This is a genomic window from Nafulsella turpanensis ZLM-10 (assembly GCF_000346615.1).
Taxonomy (GTDB): Bacteria; Bacteroidota; Bacteroidia; order Cytophagales; family Cyclobacteriaceae; genus Nafulsella; species Nafulsella turpanensis.
On record NZ_ANNU01000008.1, the window covers coordinates 77,108 to 99,333 of the forward strand.

Here is a 22,226-nt window from a genome sequence, read left to right on the forward strand (position 1 = left end):
CAATAGAAATTTCTGTTTTTTTTCTGGATTTCTGTTTATGTTAACTCTCCTGGATGGACTGAGAGCGTATCTCTCTTATGTGGCCGGCTGGAAAAAATAAACAGAGCCTTTCTGCGATGAAAAAAGAACCAACTACTTTACGCGATATTGCCATTAACTTAGGCGTATCCATTTCTACCGTTTCAAGAGCTCTAAGTGGTGCCCCTGAGGTAAATGATCAGACAAAAGAGGCAGTATTGAAAGCGGCAAAAAAGCTGAACTATGAGCCTAACCACGTAGCTCAAAGTTTACGCAGCAACAAAACCAAAACCATTGGCATTATCGTCCCTAACCTTATCAGCCACTTCTTTTCAGCCACTATCAGTGGTATCCAAAATATGGCGGCTGAAAAAGGGTATAATGTAATGATTTGCCAGTCGAACGAATCTTTTGCTACGGAGGTAAGCAACGTACAGATGATGATGTCGCATCGGGTGGACGGGCTGCTAATCTCCCTCTCAAAAGAAACTGAAACCTACGATCACCTGCACCCTATCCTGAACCGGGGTATTCCGCTGGTATTTTTCGACAGGGTGTGCGAAGAACTTAATACCTCCCGGGTAATGGTCGACGACCATGATGGTGCCTTTAAAGCCACTGAGCACTTAATTGAGACAGGGTGCCGGCGTATTGCTCATATTTCAGGGCCGGAACAGCTATCCATTAGCAAGAACAGGCGGCAGGGCTACCTCGATGCCCTACAGAAACACAACATTCCTGTGAGGGAGGAGCTGATTTTACACAGCAGCTTTAAAGAAGAAGATGTGGCTGTCCACACCCATACCCTGCTGGACCTCCCAAACCCTCCTGATGCCATTTTTGCCGTAAATGACCTGGTTGCGGTACAGGCCATGCTGGTGATTAAGGAAAGGGGGATGAAAATTCCTGAAGATATTGCAATGGTAGGTTTTACCAATACACCTGTATCTGCTTTTATCGAACCATCGCTGACTACTGTTGCACAGCCGGCCTACCAGATTGGGCACATTTCGGCTAAACACATCCTGGAGCAGATTAATCATCCACAGGACTTTATTCCTCAGTCCATTGTCCTGAAAACGGAATTAATTGTAAGAAATTCTTCCAGAAGAAAAGCCTGATCTGCCAAACGAATTGCTGCTTTTCCCCTTCAAATGGCAGGGTTTTTAACCTCAATTGCGAATAGTTTAAAGATTAAAAAGTAGAAAAAAACTTTTATTTATTCAATTATGTTCCTAATATAGGACTGTGCAATCGATTGCGCAGAATTAAGAGAGAACAAAAGGAATATGGCACATAAAATACTTAAAATTCATCCGAAAGATAATGTTCTGGTCGCTTTAACAGACCTGAAAGCGGGCGAAACAGTGGAGTATGAGGGAGAAACGATTAAACTTGTCCATGATATCCCTGCGAAGCATAAATTTGCCCAGCAAACACTGGAAGCAAGCCACCCCATCACCATGTATGGCTCCCTGGTAGGGAAAGCAGTAAGTGAAATTCCTGCCGGTGGCGCACTTACCATCCAAAATGTAAAGCACCAGGTATCGGAATTTACCGGCAAAACCGAAACCACCGGCTGGACAGCGCCCGATGTGTCGCGCTGGAAAGATAAAACCTTCATGGGCTACCACAGGGCTGACGGGCAGGTAGGCACGGCCAACATCTGGCTGGTTATTCCACTGGTTTTCTGCGAAAACCGGAATGTCAATATTATTAAGCAGGCTTTTATAGACGAACTTGGCTTTGGGCAGCAGGACACCTATAAATCCTATGTACAGCAAATGGTCGAGTTGCATCAGTCCGGAAGAACCGAAGAAATTCAGACACTGCCCATCAGGAGTGTGGAGACAAAAGGCCAGAATCGTATTTTCGATAACATCGATGGCATAAAGTTTCTTACACATGAAGGCGGTTGTGGAGGCATTCGCCAGGACTCTGAAATGCTCTGCGCACTGCTGGCGGGCTATATCAACAATCCAAATGTGGCCGGGGCTACAATTTTAAGCCTGGGCTGCCAGAATGCGCAAATCAGTATACTGGAAGAAAAGCTACAAAAGGTTAATCCTGATCTTAAAAAGCCACTAATTATTCTGGAACAACAACAGGAAGGTACTGAACAGGAACTGCTGACCAAAGCCATCCGCCAGACTTTCCTTGGGTTGGTTGAGGCAAATAAAAACGAACGTAAGCCGGCGCCGCTAAGTAAATTAACCATTGGACTAGAATGTGGCGGCTCCGATGGCTTCTCCGGTATTTCGGCAAACCCTTCTGTAGGCCATGTGTCTGACCTGCTGGTGGCTTTAGGAGGAAAATCTATCCTTTCTGAATTTCCGGAACTCTGCGGGGTGGAGCAGGAACTGATTAACCGCTGTGTGGATCAGAAAACGGCCGACCGCTTTGTGCAGCTCATGCGCGACTATGCTGCCTCTGCCGAAGCAGTGGGATCCGGCTTTGATATGAATCCAAGCCCTGGTAATATTAAAGACGGCCTGATTACCGATGCCATTAAGTCCGCCGGGGCGGCTAAGAAAGGCGGCACCTCCCCAGTAGTGGACGTGCTCGACTATGCCGAATATGCCAATAAACCTGGCCTGAACCTGCTGTGTACGCCCGGCAATGATGTGGAAAGTACCACCGCTATGGCCGGTTCGGGTGCTAACATTATTCTGTTTACCACCGGTCTTGGTACGCCCACTGGTAATCCTGTAACCCCGGTCGTTAAGGTTTCTTCCAACTCTAAGCTCATGCAGAAAATGCCGGACATCATTGATGTAAATACTGGCGAAGTAATTGAAGGAAAGAAAACCATTGAGGAAATGGGGGAGGCTATGCTGGATTATATTATTGAGGTAGCCAGCGGCAACATCAAAACCAAAGCGGTGGAGCTGGGCCAGGACGATTTTATTCCCTGGAAGAGAGGCGTATCGCTGTAATGGAAAAATAAGAATACAGATGATAAAGAGGCTGCCTCCTGTTTGAGGGCAGCCTCTTTTTATTTACCAGGTGGATGGGACTAAAAGCTACAAATTTTAACGGTAAAAATTGACCAAGGCAGCTCTGATTCAAGTGCTAACGCAGGGAAACAGGTTTATTTTCTTTAGAGGACTGATAAACAGCCAGAATCAAGGCCAGCGATTTACGGGCTGTTTCACCATTCACGAGTGGCTCCCGATTTTCCTGTACCGCCTCTACCATATCTTTTATTTGTGCCAGGTGAAGCTGGTGGCTAATAGCCATGGGGTCGGCCGAACCACTTTTTTCAGCAGCTTTTTCCTTTTTTGGGAGTTCTTCCTCCCCCTGAATATTCCACTGCTTAATTTCGCCCCCTTCCAGTATCACACTGCCTTTTTCTCCATACACCTCCAGGCGCTCCGGGTAGCCGGGATATAAAGAAGTTCCCCCTTCTATCGTTCCCATAGCCCCTCCTATAAAGTTAAGCATGGCCAGCCCCAGATCTTCCCCTTCAATATCGTGTAAAACCGTTTTTACCTGCCCGTACACACTTTCCACTTCCGGCATAATATCCAATAGAAGGTCAATGGTGTGGATACCCTGGTTAATGAGCGCTGCGCCTCCATCTCCCTTTATCGTTCCTTTCCACTGGCTGCTGCTGTAATATTCCGGGTGCCTGAACCATTTGATATAGGCATTCCCCATGATGAGCCGTCCCAGCAAATCTTTCTGTACTGCTTCCCTTAAGCGGAGGTAACCTGGTGTAAAGCGGTTTTGAAAGATAACACCCAGTTTTACTCCGGCGGAACGGCAGGCTGCAATTATTTCATCTGTACGCTCCAGTGTCACTTCTATGGGCTTTTCTATGAGGACATGTTTTCCGGCTCTGGCAGCCGCCAAAGCAGGCTCCAGATGATAACCGCTTTCGGTACAAATCGCCACCACCTCGATATCCGGCCGGTTCAACATTTCTTCCATATCGGAATAGGCTTTCACACCAAAACGATCTTCAGCCTCGGCAGCTCGTTCTGGTGAGCGGCTACAAACGGCCAGGAGCTCGGAAGATTCCAGTTCCTGGATGCTTCTGGCATGATGCCTGGCAATGGCACCGGTACCGATAATGGCAAAGCCTGTTTTTTTCTGTTCCATTTTTTGAAGAAGTTATTGCTCAACAAGGAAATTAGGTGTAGTGCTGGTCATGCTCAGGATGGTAAATGAGCCAGCACTTCCTGCCAGATCTCCCGATCTACCGGAACTCCGTGCTGCAGGTTATGTTGGCGGGCAGCCAGGCTTTGCTCTCCCGGATAATGAACTTTGGAACCCTCAAAGGTCGCTGAGGCTTTCAGGTTTTGAATTATAGTCTCCACTTTCTCCTCCGGGTATTCCTCTATTCCCAGCTTTCGAATATCGAAACACAGAAAGACCTGCGAAATACCAGTTTCCTCTTCCTGCCGGCCAATTTCATGGGTTGCATCTCCATCGGCTAAAACAGCCGCCAGTATATCCAGCACCAGCGAAAAACCAGCGCCTTTCCACAGACCAACAGGCAGGCCCAGCTCTTTTTCCAGAATTTTGCCAGGGTCTTTCGTTAGTTCACCATTCTCACCAAAGCCGCCCTCATAGGGCAGTTGCTCGCCTTTGCAGAGGTAGCTGCTTATTTTGCCGTAAGAAAACTGCGAGAGGGCCATATCCAGCACAATGGGCCCTTTCTTACGGGGAATAGCCACGACCAACGGATTATTCCCCAGTACCGGCTCGCTGCCTCCCCAGGCCGGCATATTGGGCTTGGTGTTGGTAAAACATATGCCGATGCAGCCTGCCTCCACCGCCTGCCAGCCATAGTTGCCAGCTCGCATCCAGTGGTTGGTATTTCGAAGCGCCACACAGCCGAGCCCGGACTTTTGGGCAAGAGAAATGGCCCGTTCCATGGCATGCCAGGCGTTTAAAGGCCCCGGACCAAACTGCCCGTCCCAGCGTTCAAAGGGACCGAATGAGCCAAGCAGCTTTGGTTCGGCTGCTACTTTTATATAGCCTTCTTCTACCAGTTTTAAAAAGAGCGGGAAGCGGTTAAGCCCGTGAGAGGCCACCCCATCCAGGCTGGCTTTAGCGAATAAGGTGGCACAAAGGCTGGCCCGTTCTGCACTAAAACCATAGCGCAGCAATACTTTTTCCAGCGTTTGCTGCAATTCCGCAAAAGGAACTCTCATGGCCGGCTCCGCTCCCATTTAATCTTCTTCCGGTTTTACAATTCTGTCGGCCAGGTCCATGTCCAGATTCCTGATTTCTGCAAGCACCAGCTGGGCCATTTTGCGCGCACCCAGTTCGTTAAAGTGGGTATCATCCTCCACCCCCTCCGGGTAATTCGGATGCTCTCCCGGCTCCAGGTGCATATACAGCAGGATGGATTTTTCCGGGCCCATTTCCTGCAGCAGGCTCTGGCTTTTTTTGTCCATATCGATGAGCGGCACCTGCAGTTCACTGGCTACTTTTCTCACAATGGCGGAGTATTGTTCATGCGTGCCCTGCACCTCTCCTGCCTCATTAAACTTTCGGCGGGCCACAGGAGTGAGCAGTATCGGTTTAGCTCCCTTGCTCCGGCTTTCCTCTACAAATCGGCTTAAATTGGCACTGTACTCTTCGGGGGTGGTATACCGCCCTACTTTAGATTTTACCTCATCGTTATGCCCAAACTGGATAAAGACATAGTCATCCGGCTGCAGGTTTTCCAATACCGGCTCCCAGCGGTTTTCAGCAATAAAGCTCTTGGTGCTGCGGCCATTTTTGGCATGGTTCTCTACCTCCACACTTTCATCGAAGAAATAGACAAAGGGCATGCCCCAACCGGTTTCAGGATAATCCTCCACTTCTTTTACCGACATGGTGGAATCGCCAATCAGGTAAACTTTGATGGGATCTTTCTGTTGAATGAGAAAAGACATAAGCAACGTACCTAGCAGCAGTGAGCCGACATACATCATTCGTTTTTTCATAAGCTTTTTGAAAAAAAGAGGAGCTTAAAGCTCCTCCTCCAGTTCTATTTCCTCTCCATTGATTATCACATCTTCGAACACAATATCCTCTACATTCGAGAAGATAAAAGGTTCTTCCACCTCTTCAATTTCTACGTTAATGAGGCGCACATTCTGTACAGGCGACTGCTCATAGCCTTCGAGCAGTACCCCTACTTCACCACCGTTTTCTACCGTCATATTCTTCACTTCAATGTTTCGCACGGTAGGGATAAAGGCTCCTGAGTCTTCGTAGAACATATTTACCCGAATTACCTGGTCGGCCACCTGCCCTACTTCTATATTGCGCAGATAAACGTTTTCCACGATGCCGCCACGCATAGAGCTGGTTTTAATGCGCAGGGCTCTTTCCAGGTTAGGGCTGCTCATTTCACAGTCTTCAGCAAATACATTACGCACCCCTCCACTGATTTCACTGCCAATTACCACGCCGCCATGTCCGTCGACCATGGTACAGCCCTGGATCACGATGTTCTCGCTTGGTACATTGATGCGGCGACCATCGGCATTCCGGCCTGACTTGATGGCGATACAGTCGTCACCGGTGTTGAAGTAGCAGTCCTTGATGAGCACATTTTTGCTCGATTCTGGGTCGCAGCCATCGGAATTAGGTCCATGGCTTACCACTCTTACTCCTTCTATGGTTACATTTTCGCACAATACCGGGTTAAGAATCCACATAGGAGAATTGATAATGGTAACATCTTCAATGAGGATGTTTTTACTGCGGTAAGGCTGCACGAACTGTGGGCGCAGGTAAAAGCCTTCGCCGAATATGCGTTCCTCTACCGGAACACCGTCTTCAGCCATCTGGAAGAGAGCGGCTCTTTTGTCCTCGTCATTCTGGTTAGGCATTCCTTCTTTCCAGCCGTATTCTTTCTTGCCTTTCCATGGCCACCAGTTGGTTTCATTGGCCTGACCATCAAGTGTACCTTTGCCGGTGATGGCGATATTTTCCTGCTCAAAAGCATAAATTAATGGGGAATAGTTCATGAGCTCTACCCCTTCCCAGCGGGTAAATACCAGCGGCAGGTAATCTTTAGGATTGGTAGAGAAGAGCAGGGTAGCATCTTCACTTACATGCAGGTTTACGTTGCTCAGCAGGTGGATGGGACCGGTAAAGAATTCTCCTTCGGGTACTACCACACGCCCGCCACCTGCTTCGTTACAGGCGATAATTGCTTTGCGTATGGCCTCGGTATTGTCCGTTTCTCCATCGGCTACGGCGCCGAATTCCGTAATTACAAAATCTCTGTCCGGAAACGTTGGTGGTTCAATTTGTTCCAGAATTTCGTCGACCTCATCCCATGCATCAGCAGCCATTACCGCTTCGGTCTCTCCTTCAGTTGCCGTCGGCTGGTTTCCGCAGGCTGTAAAAAGCAGCAGCGCCAGGGCTGCCAGTAAACTTGAAAAATAGTTGGTTGATTTCATCTTCATCATACAATATATCACTATGGTTTTACTTCTGTTTATAATTCCTTCTCCGACAGCATAGGACTGCCTCTTTTGCAAAGCTGCAGGGCCAGGCCCCAGGGGTCGCGTAGCATGACCAGGTGCGAACCATCCTCTAATTGTTGCTCTGTCACCTGGATGGCACCCGCTTCCTGCAGACGTCGGCTGTCTTCTGCCGGATTTTCCGACACAAACGCCAGATGCACCAGCAACGGGTTCATTTCCCGATAAGCAGGCACCTCATTGGCCGGGTTCAGATAAATTTCTATCATGATGCGGCCACTGCTATCGGCCAGGAAAGTAGTATAGGGTGCTTCCTTCATTTGACGAACCACCCGCAATCCAAGGTGCTCTACATACCAACTGGCCATGGCAAGAGGTTTGGCTACATTGAGGGCAAAATGTTCTAATTTCATAAACGTTCATTTTTCTATTTCAGCTCTACTTCCTTTTCTTTCAACACCCGGTCGAGAAAGCCGAGGGTATAATCCAGGGTAGGCTCAAACCAGGGATGGAAAAGCCAGAAGGAATGTGGTGCTTCCGGCAGGGTGTAGCTTTCGGTGTAAATATCGTATTGGTTTAATATTTTCAGCATATCATTTTTTCCGGCCAGAAAGCGGGGAAAAGCGCTGCCGATAAAGAGCATCGGCGGCGTTTGGCTACCTGCATGCCGCAAAGCAGAGGCTTCTTCCCAATTTTCCGGTACTTCCTCATAAGTTCCGCCAAGCCACTGGGCCGCCATACTTCCTTCTTCAGACTCCGGATGGTGGAAGGCCAGCACCCCATCGATATCGACAATGGCCTGTACAGCACTTGAATACTGGTTATTTCCCCCCTCTCCTTCAAACTTTGGCAATCCACTGGTCGTACCGAGCAGCGCCGCCAGCTGTCCGCCGGCTGATGCGCCCAGCACAGCTACTTTGGCAGTATCGATAGGAAACTCCTGGGATTGTGTCCGGAGCCAGCGCACCGCTGCTTTTAAGTCGTGCAAAGCGGCCGGATAAGGGGCTTCCAGCGAAAGCCGATACTCAGGCAAAATGGTTACATAACCTTCGGCCGCCAGCCGCTGTGCCATGGGTTCCAGTAATGACGGGTCGCCGGTGCGCCAGCCACCACCATGTACCAGCAGTACGGCCGGGTATTTTTCTTTTTTTTGCGCAGGATAATACACATCCAGCTTCAGATCTCTGTTTCCCAGCTGGCGATATACCAAATCCTCCTTTTTAGCAACGTCCTCTGGTATTTCGGCCTTTACGATTTTAATAAAAGGGTGCCTCTTTACATACTTCTGAAAAGCACTGTGGAGGGTATAGGAAGTGTCGCGCGGGTAGTCGACCTCCTGCGCCATTAAGGGGCTTAGCAATAAGCTAAAGCTTGCTGCAATAGTGAATTTTCTTAACGTTCGTACCATCTCTCCTCCTCTTCCAGGGCTCCTTCTCCGGCAAAAATATTTTCAATGGTGTATTCTGCCGCCTCTTCCTCCGTCAGCTGGTGCGACCATGCTACCCGCTCTGTAGTATCGGCACCGGGACCGGTATTGCCATATTCAGCATAAAAGCTGGTTTCTTCTGCTTCTGGTCTCCCCCAGTTGTGCCAGCCTTCGGGCCTGATATGCGGGCCAAAATCGCAATTGATAAATACCGTTTCGGCATAATCGCGCCAGGGCCTGCCCAGGTACACCTCGTCTACCCCCTCTTCGGCCGTAAAAGTGCAATCTAAAAAGACATAGCCATACTTTACCCAGGAAGGCGTTGAAGCGGCCGTGATGTAGGAATTCTTTTCGCTGTGGATGTGGCAGTCCTCGAAAAGGGCCGTGGCGGGACCAAATATAAAATCAGTAGTGCCTTCGATATAGCAGTCGACATAGTACTGGCGGGAATTTTCGCCGGAAGCAAAAATGGTGTCCTGATCGCCCAGGAAACGGCAGTTACGGAATACCAGGCGATCACCTTCCGCATGCAGGGCCACGGCCTGCCCGACTGGTCCTGCTGTATTGGCAACGGTAAGGTTTTCCAGCTTGATATCATTGCCCTCAATACGGAGGGTATAGGTATCGAAGGTGCCCATCTTTCCTCTTCCTGCATGGTCGTCGAAGGTAAGGATGGTGCTGTCGACACTTTCGCCTAATAGCGTAATGTCTGTCACCCAGGCGGGAATCAGTACTTTTTCTTTGTAGATTCCATTCTTGATAAAAATTGTCCGTGGAACAGGCGTAAAGGCGCGAATGGCATCAATAGCATCCTGCAGGTATTCATAATCGCCGGTGCCGTCTTTAGCCACCACGATATCGTATTCAGGCTCAGTAGCCGATGAAGAACCAGCCACTGCAAAAGGTATAATGCTCCCCCACAGGAGGCAGCAAAGCAGCAGACTTTTAAGCATGCTGCTGCGGATTTGCTCTCTTTTAAAAATATGCTGTCGGTTCATTTGCTTCATTAACTACTCCTTTCCTCTATTCTATTGCTCCAAATCCTGTAGTCCTTCGAATACCAGGCGGGCAACGGCACGGGCTCCTTCGGGCTGAAAGTGGGTATTATCGCTTTCTCCTTCGGGGTAGGCCTCGTATTTCCCTTCCGGCAAATTCATAAAATAATGCTTACTCACATACTCCTCACCCATGGCCGTAAAATGGTCGATGGAGCGCTGGGTAAGGTCAATAAGCGGTACATCAAGCTCCTCTGCCACTTCCTTCATGGCCTGCGGATATTCTCCATGCACGTTTGAGAGCTGCCCGTTTTCCCAGGGATAGTTGCGGTTTACCGGGGTCAGGAGGATTGGTGTGGCTCCTTTCTCCCGGGCCTGTTTTACATACAGACGCAGGTACTCTTTGTAGCCTTCGACATTCACATAGCGCTCCGGTTTACTTTCAGCCGCATCGTTATGACCAAACTGAATCAACACCAAATCGCCCTCTTGCAGGCCATTGTAGACCTCGCGCCAGCGGCCTTCTTCGAAGAAAGTGCGGGTACTGCGGCCACCCCGTGCTTTATTCACTACAATGGCACTGTCGGCCTTAATGAGGTGATTAAGCTTGTGCAGACTGTCGGAGCTCATAAAAGGCTGAAACACCTGTCCCCAGCCCGTGAGCGGATAGCGGTCCTTCATATAATCCTCACCTTCATATAGTGAATAATCGGCCATGGTAGAGTCCCCAATCAGCCAGACCTTTACCGGGTCATTCTGAGAGAGAAAAAAAGACATTGTTAGGAAGCCGATCAGTAACAGAAAGAAGCCCGCAGCATTTGTTTTCATTTGAATATCCGTTTAAGATCGAAAAAAAAGCCCGGACTACAAAATGCAGCCCAGGCTCTTCAACTCTCGATTTTATTCTATTACATAATCACTTTCCTCTGCATTCTGGCCCAGCACAATCTCGGCATCGCCGAAACTCTCCTTGCTAAGGCTGATATTTTCATTGAATCCGCCCAGCAGGCGCACCACAGGGTCTACTTTTTCTCTGTACTCAAAGTCTTCCACCTCCACATTTTCGCTGTTGAAAATCGTAAGTGCCGGGCCTTCATCATTAAAAACCGTTACATCGATTAGTTTAATATCATCGGCATCAATCATGATAATCCCGTTTTCGGTTTCAAGCAGTGCATCTTCCAACACTACATTTTCCAGTTTCATTTCAGGTAGTCCCTGGAATTTGGCGGCAGTGTTGGTACCGGTGGCGGTGATATTCTTCATAAAGATATTACGGAAAATGGGCGTTTCTTCGGTAACCGGCATAATGCGGCCATCTCGTTCTTCGGCTTCTGCTTTTTCGTCCTGCTCCAGAATGGGCGAATTGCCCTGGTAGAACATATTAAAGCGAATTGCTTCGGTAGGAATGTTAATCATGTCGATATTGGAAATCCAGATATTCTCCACCACACCACCACGGCCGCGGGTACTCTTAAAGCGGATGCCCACATCGGTTCCCATAAAAGTACAATTCGATACGTGCACATTACGCACTCCACCGGACATTTCGCTCCCTACCACAAAGCCGCCATGGCCATGATAAACCACATTGTTTTTAACAATTACATTTTCGGTGGGCATGCCTCTGCGGCGACCATCTTCATTTTTACCTGATTTAAAGCATATAGCATCGTCGCCCACATCAAAAGTATTGTTGTAAATCAGCACATTCTTGCAGCTCTCCAGGTCAATACCATCGCCGTTTTGCGCGTACCATGGGTTACGTACGGTCAGGTTACGGACAATAACATCCTCGCTCATGAGCGGGTGGATGTTCCAGGCAGGAGAATTCTGGAAGGTGGGGCCATCGAGTAATACGCGCTTCGATTTAACGATACTCACCATTACCGGGCGCAGGAAGTCTTTTACCTGCTCATATTCTTCTCTTGTTTTAAAAGGAGGCACATTAAAGTTTTCCGTCATCTGATGGCCTTTCAGCGATTCGGCTGTCGGGAACCACATATCACCTTCTTCATTCAAAACCCCACCTGATTCCACGAGCTTTTCCCAGTTGGGAGGCGTCATTTTGCTTTTCTTAACATAGCGCCAGGCATCGCCGGATCCATCGAATACTCCATGGCCGGTAAAGGCAATATTTTCTACTTCCTTCGCATATATTGGGGAAATGTTGCGCCAGGTATCAAGCCCCTCAAAGCTGGTTTCTACCAGGTGGTAATCATCAAAATCTCTGCTAAACTTTACAAGGGCTCCCTGCTCAGTGTACAGATTAACATTACTCTTCATGATGATGGGACCGGTAAGCCAGATGCCACGGGGAATGATAACCGTTCCTCCACCCTTGGAGGCAACAGCTTCAATAGCCCTGGCAATGGCATCGGTATTTTTCGTAATGCCATCGCCTACTGCACCAAAATCCTTGATATTCACGCTGTAATCGGGAAACTCTGTTTCCTGTACTCTTGGCATATCAAACTCCACCCCTTCATAAATATCTTCAACAGGCTCAGCAGCTAATTCCTGTGCATTGGCTGACTGGCTCTGGCACCCAACCTCAAAGATGCCAGCAGCCATTAAAAACAGCACCAGCCAGCTATTTTTCATTTTCCTTTTCATATCCTTTTGTTTTTTTTTGTTTTTTATTCGGTAATCCGGAACCAGTCATAATCGGCAAAGCCCGAATCATTAATTTTTTCTTCGCGGGTAGCATATAGTCCTACCTTGGCGCCTATCCAGCGGCCGGGCACGGCGGTAAATTCTTCTCCTACTTCTTTAAAGCGCTTCCCGTTTTCGCTGTAGCTGAACTGACTTTTCGCCCCTTCTTTTACTTTTACCCGCAGGTATATTTCATCACCATCTACCTTTTTAATGATTTCTTCCCTGGGCTCCGTTCCTTCATGGGCATCATCCACCACCGTTTGTGCCAGGTAGATGCCATCTTCCTTGCTTACCAGGTGCAGGCTGGCATAATCTTCGCCCATCAACAGCAGACCGGTTCTTTCGTTCGTCAGCTCCTCGTTGGGGTGGAAGCTCAGCTTGGTAGTAGCTGTAAATTCTTCGGCAGGGAATTTCTGCAGGAGCAGGTTAGGTGCTCCCCACAGGTTGGTTGCCTCTTCCGGCAATTGGTCCGTATACAGGCGCAGACTGCCTTTTGTTGGATTCAGAAAAGCCCAGGTAGCCTCAGGGTTGGCATGCCACTGCCACTGCCTGCCCATCTCGACCGCATTAAATTCATCAGAATCGGGCGGAGTAGCAATGGCGTAGGTTTGGCCTACATCCGGCTTTTTGTAACGGGTAACAGGCTCGCCGGTACCGTCGCCATCTTTATCCTCACCCATTACAGGCCAGCCATTTTTCCAGTTGACCGGATTCAGGTGTACCACCCGGCCATACGCTTCCTTATCCTGAAAGTGCACAAACCAGGATTCTCCCGATGGCAGTTCTACCAGACCACCCTGGTGCGGACCATTGATGTCAGTGTCGCCTTGGTGCATGACCACCTTTTCTTCGTAAGGGCCATATACATTTTTGGAACGCAGCGCCAGTTGCCAGCCATGAGTTACCCCTCCGGCCGGGGCCAGAATATAGTAGTAGCCATTCTTTTTAAAGAACTTCGGACCCTCTACGGTGCGGTGCTCTCCGTGCCCGTCGAAAACAATGGTGCCTTCATCGAGCAGCTTTGTTCCATCGGGGCTCATTTTGTTCACGACCAGAATGCTTTTAATACCTGCCCGGCTGCCTGCATAGGCATGTACGAGATAGGCATTGCCATCATCATCCCAGAGCGGACTGGGGTCAATCAGGCCTTTGCCCTCCTGTACCAGCACAGGCTCCTCCCAGGGGCCGACAGGGTCTTTGGCTTTGACCATATAAATGCCAAAATCAGGGTCGCCATAATAGATATAGTACTCACCATTGTGGTAGCGGATGGAAGGCGCCCATACGCCATTGCCATGCTGTGGCTTGGAGAAGTGCTCAAAAGGCGGCTGGCGGTCCAGGGCATGGCCAATCAATTTCCAGTTCACCAGATCTTTGGAGTGCAGAATAGGCAGGCCCGGTACCGCATTAAAACTGGAGGCCGTCATATAGAAGTCGTCCCCTACCCTTACCACATCCGGGTCGGAATAATCGGCATGGAGAATGGGATTGATATAGGTTCCATCGCCCTGGTCGGCCACCCATACTTCCGAAACAGGGGCTTTTTGCTCCTGCGCAAACCCGGCCATTCCTAAAGTGCTCAGGAAAAGAGTGCCGCAGAGGGTATATAGGTTCTTTTGCATCATAACTTTTTTCTGTTTTCAATCAGTTCCTTCATCTATTCGACAGCCGCGTCCGGTCCTGCGGCGAGTCGTTCTTCCGGATTCCAGCCGTCGAAAATCTTGATGATGGCATAATCCTCCAGCTCTTCTTCGGTTAACTGGTGCGACCATTCTACCCGTTCTTCCGGCGCAGCGCCGGGACCACTAGAATTGTATTCGGCATAAAAAGCCGTTTTTTCGGCATGGGGTTTATCCCAGTTATGCCAGCCTTCGGGCCGGATGTGCTCACCCATCTCGGTATTGATGAATACCGTTTTGGCATAAGGCCGCCAGGGCCGCCCCAGGTAAAAAGAATCCTCCGGCGCATTGGTGGTGAGCCTGCAGTCGATGAATACGAAGCCATATGGCTCTCCCTCTTCAGTAGAGGCAGCTGTTATATAGCTTCCGCCTTTCTTACTGAATATTTCGCAGTTTTCGAAAACGGCAGTCGACCAGCCGAAGATAAAGTCGGTAGTCCCTTCGATATAGCAATCTCTGTAGTACTGGCGGCTATCGCGCCCATGCGGATATAATGTATCCTGATTGCCCAGGAAGCGACAATTGTTAAAAATAACTTTATCGCCATCGACCCGAACTGCTACGGCCTGCCCTACCGGACCGGCTGAATTTTCGAAGGTGATGTTTTCGGCAGTAAATTCATCGCCAAACACATAAAAGCTGGTGGAGCCGGTAGTTCCCATTTCTTCTCCGAAAATATTCTCTTTAGAAGCGAAATCATCGTGGGTAATAATGGTTTTCTCCACATCCTCCCCTATCATCCAGACTTTTGTTTTGGAAGTAGGTAGAATGAGCTTTTCCTTGTACACCCCATTTTTTATAAAAATGGTGGTAGTTGCTTTGCGGAAATCCGGCACAGCCATAATGGCCTCCTGCACGCTGGTAAAATCGCCACTGCCATCTTTCGCTACCACAAAGTCATAGTCCTGGGCCTGCAGCTGTAAACAGCCGAAGCACAGCACTACAACTAGTGTGAAGAGGTTCTTTAGTAGCTTAAAAGGCATATTGGGCATTACTTTAGTCAGCGTTTTCATTATTCAGCTCTTCCATCAGCATGGAAGCCATAATAAAGGGCCCAACCCCTTTAGGGTCATTATCGCGTATAGGTTCGCTGAGGTAGTATTCATAAGTACCACTGCGGTAAGGGTCGCCGCCCAGGCCGGAAACAGATACCACATCGGTGAGGCTTACATCGCCATCTTCTTCATACTCAATAAACTCCTTCAGTATCCCCTGGTAGCCTTCTTTAGCATCGGCCAGATACTTATCGTCGATGTAATCATTTTTAACAGCTTTGGCCAGGAAGTAGACAAACATGCTGGAGGCAGAGGCCTCGAGATAGTTGCCTTCACGCCCTCCATATTCGGGTACCTGCCACCAAAGGCCGGTTTCAGGATCCTGGTAATTCACAATCGCATCGGCCATTTTCTGAACGATATTCAGGATTTCATCGCGCTTCGGGTGGTCTTCGGGGAAGTAATCCAGCACATCGACCAGAGCCATGGCATACCAGCCCATGGCGCGGCCCCATGCCTCAGGAGAGCGGCCGGTTTCAGGGTCAGCCCACTTTTGTTCGCGGCTTTCATCCCAGCCATGGTGCCAGAGGCCTTTTTCTTCATTCCAGGTATACTTGTCAACCAGGATAATCTGGTTTGCTACATCGTCGTAAAGGGCAGGTTCATTAAATTCCGTGGCATATTTAGCCAGGAAAGGAGACGCCATATAGAGGCCGTCGAGCCACATTTGGTGCGGGTAGCGCTTTTTATGCCAAAAGCCTCCTTCGGAAGTGCGGGGATGTTCGCGCATTTGCTTACGAAGTAATTCTACTGCATTGCGGTATTTCTCATCGCCGGTTTCTTTATAGAGCTCTATGAGGAATTTACCTGGGTTTACCCGGTCTATATTATAATCGTCTAACTCATAGGTTTTAATGCTGGTGCCATCTTCATTCAGCATGAAGTCGGCGTAATTTTTTATATACTCAAGGTAGCGCTCATCGCCGGTTTTTTCATATACTTTATTCAGGGCGGTCATCATGAGGCCGTGAGTATACTCCCATTTTGGTTTTTCATTAAAGTCGATATCCCAGCCCTCGGGGTTTCTCTCCATATCTGAAAGCGCCATCTGCACGTAGAGAGGTTCTTCGGCGGTTTCAACTGCAGCATCAGTGGCATCGGCTGTTTCAGCCGTATCGTTTCCGGAGCTACAGGCGGTGCCGAACAAGAGAAGTATCGGTAAAGCGTAGGTGGTCAGTTTCATGCTATTCTGTTTTTATATCTTTTAGGTTGTTTCTTCATTCAAATGCCGCAAGTGAACGCAGCAGTACTTTATTTATTTTCGCGCTACCAGCCCGTTCAGGTACACTTCTATATTGGTGTAATTTTCGTCCAGGGTATAAGCGGCGGCATCGGCTGGCTTGGTTGGATTTAGCCCATTGGCGGTTTCCCAGGCATCAGGCATTCCGTCCCTATCTTTATCGGCTGGTGCTTCGCCTTTTTCAAGTTCCGGCCAGCCACCCACCTGTTCTTCTGAATCGATAATGCCATTGCCTTCCACGCCATAAGTGGCGGTGCCGGTCCTTACCTCTTCCACCACCCGCTGGTCAACGGCATCGCGGCGGTAGCTGGCGCCGGCATGGGCGAGCACTTCGGCATAAGCCTCTTCGGGCGATTGGGTTGGAATAGCTACTACCGGAACAGGCTCCTGAACCAGTGCCTCCTGGCTTGGCTCTCCATCCACACCCTTGGTATTATCGGCAATAACTTCCGGAAAGCCGGCTACATAATTGCCGGCTACATAGAAGCGGCTCTCCGGGTCCCATATTTCCACAATACGCCGCTCCACGTTCTCCTGTGTGGCCGGCCCTGGCTTGTAGTAGTTATTCACCATATTATAATTGCCCTTTTCGCCACCGTAAGAGCTGTTGGAACGCCAGTTGTAAATAACATTGTTGCGGAAATCGGCCACTTCCAATTCGGGCTTGTCTTCCAGGGCAGTGCGGGCACCATTGAAGCGAGGATTGCGACTCTGGTGGTGGGCCAGCAGGTTGTGGTGAAAGCTGGCACCTTTTCCGCCCCAAATGCCCCCATAGCCATGCTCTCCTTTGGAATGCACAGAATTGTTGAGGCTTTCGCTGATGATGCTCCACTGCAGGGTAAAATCCTTATTATCGTAAAAAGAAGCGCTCTCATCGGTCCCCCAGCTAAAGGAGCTGTGGTCGACAATAATATCTTCCTGCCCTATGATGCTGATGCCGTCATCTTCCATTTTTCTTTCGTCGCCCATACGGGAGCGGATATAGCGGATAATAACATTGCCGTCATTCACCTTCAGGGGATAGTTCTTCAGGGTAATGCCTTCGCCCGGCGCAGATTGCCCGGCTATGGTAAGGTCACCATAGTTTACGTTGAGGATGGATTCCAGCGGAATGGTTCCTGAAACGGCAAACACAACAGTGCGGGGCTCCTCCATTTCAAGGGCTTCGCGCAGACTGCCGGGGCCACTGTCGTTGAGGTTGCTTACCACCACTACTTTTCCGCCGCGGCCGCCGGTAGTAAACTTTCCAAAGCCTTCCGCACCCGGAAAAGCCAGCACTTTGGTGCTATCCGTCAACCCGGTAGCTGCCGTTTGGGAAGTTCCTTCTGTACAGGCGGTAAAAACCGCCAGCTGAAGACTTAGTCCAAAAATAAATGCCCTGTTTAACATCCGCTTCTTAATTTTTCGTCTACCGCTCTCCGCCTCTATTCCTGCTTTCTTTAATTCTCGAGAGGTCCCTCCGGCGCTACCAGGCCGTTAAAATAAACCTCAATATTCGTGTAGTCTTCGTCTAGTGTAAATTCCACCGCATCGGCCGCATTATCCGGGTTAAGGCCTTTTTCCTCTTCCCATATATCCGGAATTCCGTCCGTGTCTTTGTCAGCCGGGCCTTTTACTTCCTCCAGTTCCGGCCAGCCGCCTACCTCAGTCTGGGTATCGATAATTCCGTTATCTCCGTAGGCCGCCGTACCCGTACGGGTTTCTTCTACAATCCGCTGGTCTACCGGATCGCGGTACAGGCTGGCGCCGGCTTCGGCCAATACCTGCTCATAAGCTTCCGTGGCAGGCTGATCCCCTATCGGCACTACCGGAAAAGGAGTATCTACCAGGGCCACTTCAGGCTCTGCATCTTCCACATCTACGCCCCGCCAGTTTTCCTGAGTTACTTCCGGGAAGCCTTCTACATAATTGCCCGATACATAAAACTTTCCGTAAGGGTCGTAAGGCTCCACTATACGGTTTCGCTTCTCTTCTTCGGTGGCAGGACCAGGCTTGTAGTAATTGCCTACCATATTGTATCGACCTTTTTCGCCACCATAAACATTGTTATCGGCCCAGTTGTAGAGCACATTGTTGCGGAAGTCGACCAGCTCTCCAGCCTCATTTTCGGTGGTCTCGGAGCCGCTGAAGCGAGGTGTACGGCTTTTGAGATGAGCCAGCAGGTTATGGTGGAAGCTTGCACCTCTTCCACCCCAGATGCCTCCATAACCATGCGCACCTTTTTCGTGAACCGACTCATTAAGGCTCTCACCTATGATGCTCCACTGCAGGGTAAAATTTTCATTGTCATAAAAAGATGCTCCTTCATCGGTGCCCCAGCTCGAGGAAATATGATCTATGATAATGTCTTTCTGCTCATCAGCACTAATGGCATCGCCCTGATAAGCCGCTTCGTCGCCCATGCGGAAACGGAGATAACGCACAATCACATTATCGCCTTTAATTTTCATGGGATAGTTCTTAAGCGTAATACCAGGACCAGGCGCCGTTTGCCCGGCAATTGTCACATTTCCTTCGTTGATATCGAGTGAAGATTCCAGTTCAATGGTGCCGGATACATCAAATACAATGGTGCGGGGAACATCCATCCGCAGTCCTTTGCGCAGGCTGCCGGGGCCACTATCGTTGAGGTTAGTCACTACATAAACCACTCCACCACGGCCGCCTGTGGTATATTTGCCAAAGCCTTCTGCTCCGGGAAAGGCCAGTACTTTTTCTTCATCCGCACGCACCAGTTCGGTAGTTGCTTCTTCATCAGCCTCTACTGTTGTTACCGAAGCCTGCTCTGTACAAGCCGTTAAACCGGCCAGCTGAACAACACCAAAACCCAGGAGGGCCAACTTTAACATTTTTACTTTCATCCGTTTTAATTCTTTTCTGTTTCCTGGAACCTCAATATTCCTTTTTCTATTTCGTTGTACTTACCTCTACAGGCCTCGCCAGCTCCATCGCCTTTTTGTTCAGGTATTCCATGAATTCCTGCTCATTCCTGATTCCTTCTTTTTCCAGCTCCCATGCAGCCAGAAAGTAATAGTCCAGCTTTCCCTGGTTTGGCTTAAGTTTTACAACATGGCTGTACTCATCTTCCGTAAAGCCAATAAAATCTTTCGGCCGAAAAAGAACCGCCAGCCCTACATTATCTTTATTCAGGCTTTGCGGACCATAGGTAGCCAGGTAACCAAATGCTTTTTCACTGCCTTTGCTTTGATGGAGCTTCGTTGATGGATCTTTCGTTAAACCTGTACTGAGGTTTTCCGGTGAACCTTTTACCTCCAGCCGGTTATGGGTAAGCCGACTACCGGCATGGATGCTTAAAAGAGATTGTACATCCAATTCCTGCTGGTTTACATTCCAGCCGTAGTAATTTGTTTTGACAGAGGAGTAGACTGGACCATTTTCAGTAATAACGGTGATGATACTATCTGTATCATCGATACGATTAGCCTGCCCGTTGTGAAACAGGGCTATGGAACCTACACCCAGGGCTTTTCCAACCTTGAGAATATCCATTCCCCATGGTTGCATTTCATGATAGGAGTCGAATCCATCGAGGCCCACCTGCTGCAACACCATTTCATCAGTTTTCTTGCCGAACACATCTATACCATTGCGCCAGTCGAGGTAATAACGGTAGCCTACTTTATCGGATTCCCATCCGGGACCTTCATAACGGATATAATACGAGTGGTCGGTATGTTCGTCCGGTACGCGCAGTGAGTCTACATTCTGAAATTCCCCACCTATGTATTTATTGTCTTTAAAATAGCCACCTGTTTTGTGAGATACTTCCGCCTGCGTGCGTTTAGGGTAATCGCGTTTTACCACGCCCTCTTCTGCATAGCGAATGTTAAGCTTCTTCGTTTCTTTTGCCTTTAGCTGGTCAAGAACAAAAGCAAGACCTGCTCGGCCTGGTTCGGTGATATACTGGCTGGGAATTTCTGCTTCGCCGGCCATAACCACAAAGGCCTCAGGGTTGAAGGAAGTTGCCTGTTTGAGCAAAGCTTCTTCCGGGAGGAAGATCATTACCTCCTGCCTCTCATACTGAAGAGGATTTTTAACCTCCACATTAAATGACTGCGGAAATACCTGCTCAGGATTTTGGGCAAAAGTAGAAGACATGCACCAAATCATCAGGATGAATAAAAAGGGTGCCATGGAATGATACTTTAGTTTCATCATTGTTTCTTAATCAAGAAGCAGAGAAGAGAAGAATGGCCAGTATTGAAAAGAGATAAAAAGAGGAATAAATTAAAGAAGGACTTCTCTCCTTGCGGGAGAAAAGCACCCTTCTCTAATTAACATATTGGCATAAATTCTACCCAAAAAAAATTTTTTAAACTATTGGATAGAGGTGTGAAGGAAAAGTGCTTTTCCTGAACATCCGTTCGTGCACTTTACAGCTCTTCCTTTTTATTTATTTTGCCTGTTTTAAAAATGTACGGGTACTCCTGTAAACAGGAATCCCGTACATCAGAACAAGCTGATATTACTCTATCACTTTTATTTCAAAAGTGAAGGCATCTTCTTTTGAATCTGCTCCCGGATCGTGCTCTGTCCAGCGAAGGAGTCCTTTTTCACCTTCAGCGGTTACAAACAGGATTACGTTATCTGCACGATCAGTATCCTGAATTTCAGCACGCAGGGTAACGGCTTCACCAAGTTCCATTGCCATTAATTCCTCAGCAGTAATATTTTCAAAATCAACTTCACTTGCTGGAAGAATTTCCATTTCGGTTTCATTTCGAGCTGACCAGGTAACAGGCTGGTCCTCTGAATCTTCGAAATAGTTGCCTTCCAACCAGCCGGTATGGCTTGGAGAGAAAAGGTCCAGTTCGTTATCTCCACCTGAATCGGTTGCAATAAAGTCAATAGATGCACCCTCTGTCACACCCTCCAACAAGGTAAATACTTGTCCGTCTGCAGAGAAGGCAGTTGGAACTCCTTCATCATTACGAAGGCCCTGTGCATATACGACCACATTGTAGTCAACAATTGTTCCGGTTTCGCCACCACCATCTGTCTCAACGGTAAAATCACTGGCGCTTACTATTTCGTCACCAGCTGCTGTCACTAACACAATAGGCCCTGTAACAGCACCTTCAGGAACTGTAAAGGTCGCAGAAGCACCATCGGCTGCCGCTGCCCAATCGATAATTTCTACTTCTCCTAAAAAGGCAGAAGTGGCCAGATCTAAATTGGCTCCAGTAACAGTCACTTCATCCCCCACTACTCCGGTGGCAGGTGCAAAAGAAGTGATTTCAGGCATTTCTACCTCTTCTTCCAGCACGGTAAACAAAAAGGTATCTTCACCACCCGGGCTTACCACGGTAATGGTTTGTGCTCCGGCTGCAATACCGGCTGGTACTGTAGCTGTTAAGGAAGTGGCTGTATTATTTGCAGGGTCAAAGCCCTCAGCATCCATAGTACCAAAGCGTACTTCGGTTACATCTTCCAGATCGGTACCTGTAATGGTTACCACTGTACCAGGGAGGCCCTCCGCCGGGTCAACAGCTGTAATGGAAGGTACCGCTGGCTCGACTACAGGAGCATCGTCTCCACAACTTACCATTATTCCAGCCAGAAGCGGGATGGTAAAAAACATGAAAAATTTTAAAAGCTTGTTCATAAAAATATTTATTTAAGTGAAACATATACTTCAGGTAAACTACCTGGGAGTACCCATGTTTATCGGACAGGAATAAAAAACGGTCTATCC

General features: G+C 48.7%; 18 protein-coding genes. 2 read left to right on the plus strand and 16 right to left on the minus strand.

The genetic code is table 11. From position 1 onward, the window contains the following. Nucleotides 1-116 precede the first annotated feature (116 nt). Nucleotides 117-1,139 (plus strand): LacI family DNA-binding transcriptional regulator, encoded by a 1,023-nt coding sequence (locus F752_RS0104145; RefSeq protein WP_026135505.1) that lies wholly within the window; start codon nucleotides 117-119, stop codon nucleotides 1,137-1,139. A gap of 168 nt (nucleotides 1,140-1,307) precedes the next feature. After that, nucleotides 1,308-2,954, plus strand: a complete 1,647-nt coding sequence (locus tag F752_RS0104150; RefSeq protein WP_017730471.1) for a UxaA family hydrolase — start codon at nucleotides 1,308-1,310, stop codon at nucleotides 2,952-2,954. 136 nt (nucleotides 2,955-3,090) lie between these two features. Here the strand turns inward: F752_RS0104150 and F752_RS0104155 are convergent, their stop codons facing one another. The 16 genes from F752_RS0104155 to F752_RS25175 all read right to left on the minus strand — a co-directional run bounded on the left by F752_RS0104155 (nucleotide 3,091) and on the right by F752_RS25175 (nucleotide 22,136). Further along, nucleotides 3,091-4,122, minus strand: a complete 1,032-nt coding sequence (locus tag F752_RS0104155) for a Gfo/Idh/MocA family protein (RefSeq protein WP_017730472.1) — start codon at nucleotides 4,120-4,122, stop codon at nucleotides 3,091-3,093. Between the two features lie 53 nt (nucleotides 4,123-4,175). Next, nucleotides 4,176-5,198 (minus strand): 3-dehydro-L-gulonate 2-dehydrogenase, encoded by a 1,023-nt coding sequence (yiaK, locus tag F752_RS0104160; RefSeq protein WP_017730473.1) that lies wholly within the window; start codon nucleotides 5,196-5,198, stop codon nucleotides 4,176-4,178. Beyond that, nucleotides 5,199-5,963, minus strand: a complete 765-nt coding sequence (locus F752_RS0104165; protein ID WP_152425020.1) for a rhamnogalacturonan acetylesterase — start codon at nucleotides 5,961-5,963, stop codon at nucleotides 5,199-5,201. Nucleotides 5,964-5,987: 24 nt separating this feature from the next. Further along, the gene (locus F752_RS0104170; RefSeq protein WP_017730475.1) at nucleotides 5,988-7,442 is read right to left on the minus strand and encodes a glycoside hydrolase family 28 protein; all 1,455 of its coding nucleotides are present in this window, start codon (nucleotides 7,440-7,442) and stop codon (nucleotides 5,988-5,990) included. A gap of 29 nt (nucleotides 7,443-7,471) precedes the next feature. Beyond that, on the minus strand, nucleotides 7,472-7,870 hold the full coding sequence (locus F752_RS0104175; RefSeq protein WP_017730476.1) for a VOC family protein: 399 nt from the start codon (nucleotides 7,868-7,870) through the stop codon (nucleotides 7,472-7,474). 14 nt (nucleotides 7,871-7,884) lie between these two features. Then, nucleotides 7,885-8,865: an alpha/beta hydrolase gene (locus F752_RS0104180; RefSeq protein ID WP_040664182.1), complete on the minus strand. Its 981-nt coding sequence runs from the start codon at nucleotides 8,863-8,865 to the stop codon at nucleotides 7,885-7,887. Beyond that, complete coding sequence (locus F752_RS23420) at nucleotides 8,850-9,881, minus strand: pectinesterase family protein (protein WP_169331905.1); 1,032 nt, start codon at nucleotides 9,879-9,881, stop codon at nucleotides 8,850-8,852. The genes F752_RS0104180 and F752_RS23420 overlap by 16 nt, the downstream gene beginning before the upstream one ends. Nucleotides 9,882-9,911: 30 nt before the next feature. Further along, nucleotides 9,912-10,706 carry a rhamnogalacturonan acetylesterase gene (locus F752_RS0104190; RefSeq protein WP_017730479.1) on the minus strand — a complete coding sequence of 265 codons (795 nt, stop codon included), beginning with the start codon at nucleotides 10,704-10,706 and terminating at the stop codon, nucleotides 9,912-9,914. A 72-nt stretch (nucleotides 10,707-10,778) separates the two neighbouring features. Beyond that, complete coding sequence (locus tag F752_RS0104195; protein WP_152425032.1) at nucleotides 10,779-12,482, minus strand: glycoside hydrolase family 28 protein; 1,704 nt, start codon at nucleotides 12,480-12,482, stop codon at nucleotides 10,779-10,781. A 35-nt stretch (nucleotides 12,483-12,517) separates the two neighbouring features. Further along, entirely contained in the window at nucleotides 12,518-14,161 is a 1,644-nt protein-coding gene (locus tag F752_RS0104200; RefSeq protein ID WP_017730481.1) for a glycoside hydrolase family 43 protein, read from the minus strand. A gap of 32 nt (nucleotides 14,162-14,193) precedes the next feature. After that, a complete protein-coding gene (locus tag F752_RS0104205) occupies nucleotides 14,194-15,228 on the minus strand; it encodes a pectinesterase family protein (RefSeq protein WP_017730482.1) in 1,035 nt (344 codons plus the stop codon). Beyond that, nucleotides 15,212-16,453 (minus strand): glycoside hydrolase family 88/105 protein, encoded by a 1,242-nt coding sequence (locus F752_RS0104210; protein ID WP_017730483.1) that lies wholly within the window; start codon nucleotides 16,451-16,453, stop codon nucleotides 15,212-15,214. Before F752_RS0104210 ends, F752_RS0104205 begins: the two co-directional genes overlap by 17 nt. Before the next feature lie 72 nt (nucleotides 16,454-16,525). Then, nucleotides 16,526-17,899: a pectate lyase family protein gene (locus F752_RS0104215; RefSeq protein WP_017730484.1), complete on the minus strand. Its 1,374-nt coding sequence runs from the start codon at nucleotides 17,897-17,899 to the stop codon at nucleotides 16,526-16,528. Nucleotides 17,900-17,949: 50 nt separating this feature from the next. Beyond that, nucleotides 17,950-19,359, minus strand: a complete 1,410-nt coding sequence (locus F752_RS0104220; RefSeq protein WP_152425021.1) for a pectate lyase family protein — start codon at nucleotides 19,357-19,359, stop codon at nucleotides 17,950-17,952. Between the two features lie 58 nt (nucleotides 19,360-19,417). Then, nucleotides 19,418-20,689, minus strand: coding sequence for a DUF4861 domain-containing protein (locus tag F752_RS0104225; RefSeq protein ID WP_152425022.1), 1,272 nt, complete (start codon nucleotides 20,687-20,689; stop codon nucleotides 19,418-19,420). A 307-nt stretch (nucleotides 20,690-20,996) separates the two neighbouring features. Then, complete coding sequence (locus tag F752_RS25175) at nucleotides 20,997-22,136, minus strand: IPT/TIG domain-containing protein (protein ID WP_017730487.1); 1,140 nt, start codon at nucleotides 22,134-22,136, stop codon at nucleotides 20,997-20,999. Nucleotides 22,137-22,226 lie beyond the last annotated feature (90 nt).